The sequence below is a fragment of the Micromonospora sp. NPDC047187 genome (genome assembly GCF_040643355.1).
Lineage (GTDB): Bacteria > Actinomycetota > Actinomycetes > Mycobacteriales > Micromonosporaceae > Micromonospora > Micromonospora salmantinae.
In genome coordinates this window covers 117,997-126,864 of sequence record NZ_JBEYUF010000017.1, presented here as the reverse complement: position 1 = coordinate 126,864, position 8,868 = coordinate 117,997, and the positions used below count along the sequence as shown (strand labels likewise).

Here is an 8,868-nt window from a genome sequence, read left to right as displayed (position 1 = left end):
GGCGATCAGCGGGGTGGTCGCCGCGGCCGCCGCGGCGACGAGCACCTGGCGGCGCGACGGGCCGGAGGGAGAGGTCATGACGTGCCTTTCCATGGGGGTGGACGCGCCTCGTGAGCGCCTTGCGCACCATAACCAGCACCCGGCACTCACGCCACGGCAGCCCAGATCAGCGCAGGGGTTTCCGCAGGCCGACGCAGGGTAGGGCCGTCAGGGACGGCATTCGCGGGAGAGCCCCGCTTCCCGCGCGCAGCGAGGAGATTTCAGTGAGCGAGGACCAGCACACCCAGCAGGACCCGACCAGCCAGTACGGCCAGCAGTCCGGTCAGCCCGCACAGCAGCAGTCAGCGCCCGGCTCGACCGGGGAGATGACCCCGAAGCCGGACCACGGGGAGGAGTCGTACCGGGGCAGCGGCAAGCTCGACGGCAAGCGGGCACTGATCACCGGCGGTGACTCGGGGATCGGCCGGGCGGTCGCGATCGCCTTCGCCCGGGAGGGCGCGGACGTGCTCATCTCCTACCTCGGCGAGGAGGAGGACGCCGACGCCCGGGAGACCATCCGGCTGGTCGAGGCCGCCGGCCGGCGGGGTGTGGCGGTACGCGGTGACATCACCGACGAGGCGCACTGCCAGGAACTGGTCGACCGGGCGGTGCGCGACCTGGGCGGCCTCGACATCCTGGTGAACAACGCGGCGTACCAGATGTCGCAGGACAAGGGGATCCTCGGCATCAGCACCGAGCAGTTCGACCGGGTGTTCAAGACCAATCTGTACGCGATGTTCTGGCTCTGCAAGGCCGCCATTCCGCACCTGGCCGAGGGGTCGGCGATCATCAACACGTCGTCGATCCAGGCGTTCGACCCGTCGCCGCAGCTGCTGGACTACGCCACCACGAAGGCGGGGATCGCCAACTTCACCAAGGCCCTCGCCGCCGACCTGGCCGAGCAGGGCATCCGCGTCAACGCTGTCGCACCGGGGCCCGTGTGGACGCCGCTGATCCCGTCCACCATGCCGGAGGAGAAGGTGAAGCAGTTCGGCACCGACACCCCGGAAGGGCGTCCCGGGCAGCCGGCTGAGCTGGCACCCGCGTACGTCTTCTTCGCCTCGCAGGAGTCCAGCTACGTGACGGGCGAGATCCTGGGGGTCACGGGCGGTCGACCGACCAAGTGACCCGCCGTCGGGTGGGCGCCCGCTCGGGATGCCCACCCGACGCTGCGGCCCGCTGGTCAGCGTGGCCAGGCGGCGAAGCGTTGCCGGATCTCGGCGACGTCGGCGGTGCCCAGGCCGTACCGGCCGAAACGCTGGTCGGCGAGCCGGTCCAGGTAACGGCCGGCGGCGCGTACGTCGTCCGGGTCCAGCGCGGGGTCGACCTGCCGTGCCAGCATCAACAGCTCGGTCACGTCGTAGTGGTCGAGAGCTGCGGCCACGTCGATGAAGTCGCGAACCTCCCGCCGGTTGACCAACGCCGCGATCTTGTTCGCCACCAGGTCACGAACGTCCATCACCGGGCCCAGGTCCATCACCACCGGGCTCTGCTGGCGGTCCAACCGGGCGAGGCTGAGCCGGATCTGCCGACCGTCGCGGCTCACCACGAAATCCTTCATGTCCTGCTCGTACCCGTCGAACAGCTCGGCCAGCTCACTGTCCGGGTCGGCGTCGCTGACGATGAACCCGGCCCGCTCCAGGGCCACCCGGACCCCGGCGGACGCCGCCGCTGCGGCACCCTCCACGTCCGCGAAGAGGTCCACGTCCTCCGTCGGTCGGGCGACCAGCCCGTGCGCCGCCCACGCCACCCCACCACCCAGAACGAACCGGTACGGCCCGGCGGCGGCAAGCGCCACCCGGGCCACCTCCCGGTAGAACTCGTGCAGATGAGGCTCGATCACGCCGCGCGCAGGCCGCGGTGCCGGCTCTCCCACGCCTGGCGTACGCCCCGAGGCAGGTTGAGCAGTCGCCACACCCGACGCAGCGTCCGCCCGTTGATCAGGGCGCGCAGATCCTCGGCCCGAGTGGTCTCGCGAAGCACGTTCTCGTACATCCAGAGCAGTTGGTCGGGGTCGCCGAGGTCAAAGGTGCGCTCGGCGTTCCACATCAGCCGTACCGGCAGCTCCACCACACCTCGGGTGGGGCCGGCAAGCTCGGCGAGCGTCCGCGCCACCACAGCGGGGCGACCCGGGCGGGCCAGAAAGGCCACGCCGGTCGCGGTGGGGGAGACGGCCTGCATGGTGTCAGGGTAACGCCCACCAGAGCCGGTGTCGCTCAGGTCGATCCCAGCGCGCTGCGCGCCGACATGCCCCGGTCAGGCCGTCTGTCCGGTTTGTTGGCATTTGCGGTCGGCCCAATCGTGGTCGGCTCGGGTTTCATGAAGTCGCGGTGTCCGGGATGCCCCGACTTCCGTGAAACCGAGTGGATCACGCCCGGCCAGGGGGTGGTTTGGGGTCGCACGAGCCACGCCGCATGGGTGGTTTGCCCGTTGGTGGATGGTTGTGGGGTGTGGCCGGGCGCACCCGTGGGCCGGAATCATGGCGGGCTCAGGGTCGTTACACATCCTGACGATCGCAGCACCACCGACGCGCTGCCGGACCCCTGAGGGCTGGTCGCGCAGGGTGGAATGCCAGCCTCCACCCGGTCGTTACAACCCCCACGAACGACCGCAGGCACCGCCACGACGAGGGTGCCGATGGATGGGCCGACCCCGGAATGACCCCGGCCCGCCGGTCGTTACAGATGGACCCGGCGCCACGAGCCCCCCGCTCGTCAGGTCGCCGACCCTGACGCCCGGCAGGGTGTCACCCCCCAAGACTTTTCCCCTTGTTTTGTGCAGCGCCGGACGAGGTGCTCACACCCATCACCGCCGTCCCCCTCTTTGGCGGTGCGGGTGTTCTACCCCCGAAGGAGCTACCCCTCATGAACACGATCTTCCGTAAGAGCATGCTGTCTGTTGCTGGTCTCGCGTTCGCCGGTGGTGTGTTCGCCGGCCCGATCGCCGCCCACGCCAACCCGGTCGATGCCAACCCGGTGGCGGTTGCGGTGCAGTCGGCGGCGCCGAAGCCGCAGGGCGAGCAGTCCCACATCACCCTCAACGACGAGCAGACGGCGAATGTGAAGGCGATCATCGCGGCCACGAAGAAGGCCGGTCTGCCGGAGCGGGCCGCGGTCATCTCGATCGCGACGAGCCTGCAGGAGTCGAAGCTGGAGAACCTGGGTCACCTGGGCGACCGGAACGACCATGACTCGCTGGGCCTGTTCCAGCAGCGCCCGAGCTCGGGTTGGGGCACCCCGGAGCAGATCACCGACCCCGAGTACTCCACCACCGCGTTCCTCAAGGGCCTCAAGCAGGTCGACGGCTGGCAGGACATGCCGCTGACCGACGCCGCCCAGACCGTGCAGGTGTCGGCCTACCCGGACGCCTACGCCCAGTGGGAGCAGCAGGCCACCGACCTCGTCGCCCAGCACTGGAACAGCTGACCCACACCACAAGCACCCAGCACCACCGCACCGACCACTGGCCGGCACCCGCACTCGGGGTGCCGGCCAGCGGCGTCCCCGCGAAGTCGGAGTGTCCGTGGACTGACAGATGCTTGTAATCACCCTCAGGATTGTGATGATCTCAAGTCGCTAACGTGAATGAATAGGCGGTGAGGTTCACAGTGGATGCGACTGGTGCTTTCGACTGTTTCGTTCAGCCGCCTATCGGCGTTTGCTAACTCGATGGCGTTCGACGCCGAGCGTTACGACCGCGAGGTCATCAAGCCGCTGCGTGGTCGACACGGGCGACTTCCCGTCGGCGACCTCATTCTGCGTTACGCGGTGGAGCCAGACTGGACAGTCGACCAACTTGCCGTCCATCTCAAGCAGCTACGACAGTTTTGGCAGGACCGCGCCGTGGGGCCGGACAGTCGGGCGGAGATCTGTCGGCTGCTGATTCGGGCCGACGAGGAACTCAGCCGTAACGTCGGTGACCTGATGAGCGACCCTGCGTGGTGGCAGGACCAGGCGACGGCGACGCAGGGCGGCGGGGGGCGGACGACGCGGATACGCCCACCGAATCTGGTGCGGGCGGAGCCGACCCGGCATGCCGAACCACCCACTGAGGTCCCGGACGACGCCCCTGGGTGGCGGGCTGAGGCACGTGAGTTCATCCGTGCCCGCCTCGATGACTCCGGCGCCGTTGACGCGCGTGAATCGACTCGACCTGTCGCTCGACGCAGCCGGGTCGCCAAGAGCGGCGGCTCCGCGGAGGATGTGCCGCAGGTACCGAACGAGACGTCAGATGCGGCGGCCGCGAGGCGGCAGGCAGATCAACGTCCGAACTCGGACGAGTTGGCGCGCCTGGTCCAGCCAGCCGAACTCACGATCGAGGCGCTCGGTGCCCGCGACGACAGTTGTCAGGTACGGGTGTCCTGGCCGGCGACGGATGCCGAGCGGTTGAGGATCCGCTGGGCCGAGACGCCACCACCATGGGCATCCGGGAGCGTGCTTCCCGTGGCGACGCTGATGGCCTTCGGCACCGAGCTGGGCGGTACCAGGCAGGTGCACGACGGCGAGGCGGCGCTCCTCGCCGAGGTGCCAGTGGGCTACCACCTCTATGTGCCGTACGTGGTGGAGCGGGACCAGGCTGTGGTGGGTCGATTCGTTGCGCTCGGTCTGGCTGAGCCAGTCCGGAGGCTGAGGGCCGAGCGCCGCGGGGACGACGTCATCGTTACCTGGGTCTGGCCGGAGGGATCGCGGCTGGCAATTGTCGAGTGGACAGCGCCGGGCGGCGTACGACAGGACCAGATCACCCGCGCCGGGTACGCGGGGTCCAACGGTTTCCGAATACCCGCTGCCCTGGATCCCGGGGTGGTCCGGGTCTCGGTGCTCACCGCCGTCGCCGCCGACGAGGCATGTTCACGAGGCCGTGAGGTCGAGCTACCGCCCCGGTCGATACCGGTCTCGTACACCCTGACCCGGCACCGACTGTGGAGGTTCGGCCGGCGGGATCTCGCTGTCCGGCTGCGGGCGGAGACGGATCTCGCCGACCTCGTCGTCACAGTTGTGCTCGGCACGGATCTCGCGATGCCGCCGTCCGCGGCTCACGGGACCGTGCTCGTCGAGCACGAGGGTGTCGACCTAGTCGCCCACCAGGCCCGAGAGCTGACCATCCCCGTTCCGGTGCTGCCCCGGCGTCAGGATCCGTACTGGGTTCGGTGTTTCCTGCGTGGTCCGGTACCGACGGTGCTCACCGGCCCTCCCGTCGAATCGATGAGGTTGACATAGTGGCCAACGTCGCCTGTCCGTTCTGTTATCAGCGTATCGACGGCTCAGCGCTGTGGTTCCAGTGCTTGGGCAAGGGTGACGCCGATCGGAAGGGTTGCCCGCCCGGCACCGACACGGTCCGCCACAACATGACCGGTTTCACCGAGACGATGCGTCCGGTCTTCCCACCCCCACGCAACCAACGGCTCCGGCTGGCACGGATCGCCTGGTGCCCGGACTGCGGTGGCCGTACGGGGATTCGCGCCTGCCCCTCCTGCCACACCCCGGTGCCGGCCAACTTCGGGGAGGCGTCCAGCCCGATGATCGCCATGTTCGGTGGGAAGGGCACCGGCAAGACGGTCTATCTGACCGTTCTCGCCCACGAGATGCGCTATTCCGACCTGCGTCGCCGGTTCGCCGCGGATATCAGGATGACCGGCGACGGGCAGGGTGGCTTCAAGTCCCCGCTGGCGTGGCTGGAGCAGAACGTCGACAGGATGTTCACCGAGCACAAACTGTTCGAGGCGACTCCGCCCGCCGTCGGTGGCCGGCAGAATCCGCTGGTGTTCGAGTGGCGGGGTGAGCGCCGTCGGTGGCGGCGCAAGCCGGTCTACCGCACCAGTTACCTGTCGTTCCACGACACCGCAGGCGAGGATGTCGGCACCCTCAGCGGCGCCAACGACCTGGCCTACATCGGTGCCGCTGACGGTCTGATCCTGCTGCTCGACCCCTTCATGCTGCCCGAGGCGCGGGAGCGGCTTCGATTACCGTCTTCGGCGATCCGCTCGACCGAGGACACCATCGCGGTAGTCGACCGGCTCACCCAGAGTCTGCGCTCCAGCAACGGGGTGGGCGGCAGTCAGCGGATCACCAAGCCGGTCGCCGTCGCGTTCGCCAAGATGGACGCCTTCTTCGACGTGTTGGGCCGGGATCACCCGCTGTGCAATGAGCCGCGGCGCGGGCCGGCGTACGACGAACAGGTGGGTCGGGCCACCCACGAGCAGGTCGCTGCCCTGCTCCGGGACTGGCGGGGCGACGACATCGAGCAGCACCTGCGGATGAACTACACGACCTTCCGCTACTTCTTCGTCTCCGCGCTGGGAGCCCCACCGGATTACGACAACGCCATGGTCGAGCCCGGTGGTGTTCGCCCGTACCGAGTCGACGAGCCGTTGCTCTGGTTGCTCAGCCTACGCCGTTTCGGCGTCGTACCGAGGCAGCGCTGAATGACAGGGCGGTTCGAGGCGCTGATCTGGACGGACTGTCGCGAGGGCCAAGGGCTCCGCGGGACACCCGGCCTCCAGTTTCAGTCGCGATCGGCGGGCGCGGACCGGAACGCGGAGGCAGTGGTGCAGCGGAACCTGCTCTACGAACCACCGCCGCGGTTGATGGGGCAGCGTCGTCCGGTCAGCGACTACCCCGCTTCGTTCGCACATGTCTGGGACGGGCTGTTGGCTACCGCCGCCGGGGTCTACCTGGGGCGGGAGAGCGTGGGCGGCAGGGAGGGCAACCAGCTGACCCATGCCATCGTCACCGACGACCCTGCCGCGTACGGCCTCGTGCGCCCGGCCCAGATGTTCGGTGCGCCGTTCTGGACCGCTGAGCCGGCACTGACCACGCGATGCCCGGAACTCCAACCGGGCTGGCATCCGGGTTCCTTCGGCGCGGTGGAGGCGCAGGCTTTCGTTCGCAGCGCGCCCGACGGTGACGAGTTGCTCGCGGCGCTGTTGTCGACCCTGCGCCCGCCAGCCGATCAGCGTGGCCGGCGCGTCCTCTTCGTCGCCCGCGAGCCGGCCGAGGTGATCCGATGGATAACAGCGGTCACGCTGTTGATACCGCAGCGGGAAGCCCTGCGGATCGGATTCAAGGTGTTCACGCTCAATCCCGCGTACGCGCCGCATCGAATCCTCGCCGTGCACCCCGACTGGGGTGGGGCCGAGGCCGCCCTCGACAACGATCAGGGCTATGCCGTGTTCGACCTGGTCCGGCACGACTGGAGTCGGGTCACGCACACACAGGCGGCGCGGCAGTGGACGGAGCTGTTCCTCGCCGAGGACCCGATGGACGTGGTGGACGCTGTGGAGGTCGCAGCGGCGGCCGGGATGGACGGTGACGGCGGCACCGCGGTCGCTCTCGCCGCCATCCTCGGCCGCCGCCCACCTCCTGAGAAGGTTGCCGGGCTGGTCAGTTGGCTGCGGCACGGACCGCCACAGTTGGTCAGGCGTTACGGTGGCGGCATTGTCGACCTGCTGGTGGCCGCGGCGTCGCAGTGGCCGGTGGAGGTGCTGCGCAGCCTCGACGAGGTGAGCCGTGCCGCCACATTCCCGCACCGGGCGGCGGAGGTGCGGCTCTCGCTGATCGACGCCGAGGTACGCGAGGCGACGGTGGCGGGCGTCGTCCGTCCGGAGCCGGTCGCCCCGGTCAACGGTGCATGGACTCCAGCCGAGCACGAGCGGTCATTCGTCGCGATCACCAGGGAGATGCGCCTCGCCGAGCCGCCCCTGTTCGAGACCCTGCTCCGACTGTGCGGGCGCTTCGGGCTCCGTCCGGCACTGGCCGATCTGCAACCCGGCCTGGACCGGTTCGTCCTGGACTGGGCCAACAACCCGGATCACGCGTACAGGGTCGCGTTGTGGGCCTGCGGGGACGAGATTCAGCGGCTCCTGCGACACGAGCTCGGCGAGCGCTTGGCGGACGAGCCGGACCGGGCCTACGAACTCGGCGACAAGTGGTGGGACGTGCTGCTGCGTGAACCCATGCGACTCGACGAGCCGTTGGACGCGGCGGTGGTGGAGGCCGCCCTGCGCCATCTACCTGCGCGGCAGCAGATCGACCTGATCGAACAGTGCCTGCGCACCGCGATGGCCGCCACTCGTCCGGCGGCGATGGTGAATCGCACCGCCTCGGTCATTTGGACACACCGTGCGGTCAGCCGTGCCGAAGCGCACCTGTTGACGCATCTTCTGCCCCGCGACACACCACTAGACCCGCGGGTGTTCGCGCCGCTGCACCGGAAGGTTACCGACTACCGATCGGAGCGGGAGTACGTCGACGCGGCGCTCGTCGTGATAGCGCACGGCCTGTGGGCGCCTCAGGTGGACACGCTCCGCGCCATCGCCGCGCAACGCGCACTGGTCTTCGTGCTCGACAAACTGGCGGACACGACGTTCGACCCGGTGGCGCTCGTCAAGGCTCTAAACGACGTGCCACCACACCTGGTGCGGGCACAGATGCCGGACCTGTGTGAGGCGATAACGCAGGCGCCGGTGGTCGCGGTGGCTTTCACCGTGCTCACCCACATGCACGTCCAGCAGCTCACTGAACCGTGTTCCCGCAAGCTGCGCGGTGAGTTGATGAACAACTCCAACCCCGCACACGTCGCCCTGGCATTCGTGTTGCTGAACATCGAGTCGCAGTCGGCCGCGATGGCCTCGATGATCCACGCGGGCACACACGCCGACCTTGATCGGTTGGTGCGCACTGTGGTTTCCCGCTGTTCGGAGAAGCGGTTCCGGGAGATGACGATGCACATCGACGGCTTGGGCCCGATGTGGTCAGCACTGTGGAAGACCTTCTCGCGCTCGCACCGACGTGGGCTGGTCCGGCGTCTCCGGCCGGGCGGACGGGGGTGACT

7 protein-coding genes are annotated in these 8,868 nt (G+C 68.9%); 5 read left to right on the top strand and 2 right to left on the bottom strand.

Annotated features, from left to right (window positions below; all coding sequences use genetic code 11):
• The first annotated feature begins 263 nt into the window (after nucleotides 1–263).
• The gene (locus tag ABZ794_RS24275) at nucleotides 264–1,166 is read left to right on the top strand and encodes an SDR family oxidoreductase (RefSeq protein ID WP_112673355.1); all 903 of its coding nucleotides are present in this window, start codon (nucleotides 264–266) and stop codon (nucleotides 1,164–1,166) included.
• 56 nt (nucleotides 1,167–1,222) lie between these two features.
• Here the strand turns inward: ABZ794_RS24275 and ABZ794_RS24270 are convergent, their stop codons facing one another.
• On the bottom strand, nucleotides 1,223–1,882 hold the full coding sequence (locus ABZ794_RS24270) for a nucleotidyl transferase AbiEii/AbiGii toxin family protein (protein WP_357517695.1): 660 nt from the start codon (nucleotides 1,880–1,882) through the stop codon (nucleotides 1,223–1,225).
• Nucleotides 1,879–2,220, bottom strand: a complete 342-nt coding sequence (locus ABZ794_RS24265; protein WP_124770765.1) for a hypothetical protein — start codon at nucleotides 2,218–2,220, stop codon at nucleotides 1,879–1,881. Before ABZ794_RS24265 ends, ABZ794_RS24270 begins: the two co-directional genes overlap by 4 nt.
• Before the next feature lie 683 nt (nucleotides 2,221–2,903).
• On the opposite strand from ABZ794_RS24265, the gene ABZ794_RS24260 reads away from it, so the two are divergent.
• The 4 genes from ABZ794_RS24260 (at nucleotide 2,904) to ABZ794_RS24245 (ending at nucleotide 8,866) form a co-directional block, all read left to right on the top strand.
• A complete protein-coding gene (locus tag ABZ794_RS24260; RefSeq protein WP_357517693.1) occupies nucleotides 2,904–3,464 on the top strand; it encodes a hypothetical protein in 561 nt (186 codons plus the stop codon).
• Nucleotides 3,465–3,707: 243 nt separating this feature from the next.
• Nucleotides 3,708–5,255: a hypothetical protein gene (locus ABZ794_RS24255; RefSeq protein WP_357517691.1), complete on the top strand. Its 1,548-nt coding sequence runs from the start codon at nucleotides 3,708–3,710 to the stop codon at nucleotides 5,253–5,255.
• Between the two features lie 128 nt (nucleotides 5,256–5,383).
• Complete coding sequence (locus ABZ794_RS24250) at nucleotides 5,384–6,460, top strand: zinc ribbon domain-containing protein (RefSeq protein WP_357517689.1); 1,077 nt, start codon at nucleotides 5,384–5,386, stop codon at nucleotides 6,458–6,460.
• Entirely contained in the window at nucleotides 6,461–8,866 is a 2,406-nt protein-coding gene (locus ABZ794_RS24245) for a GTPase-associated protein 1-related protein (protein ID WP_238688918.1), read from the top strand.
• Nucleotides 8,867–8,868: the final 2 nt, after the last annotated feature.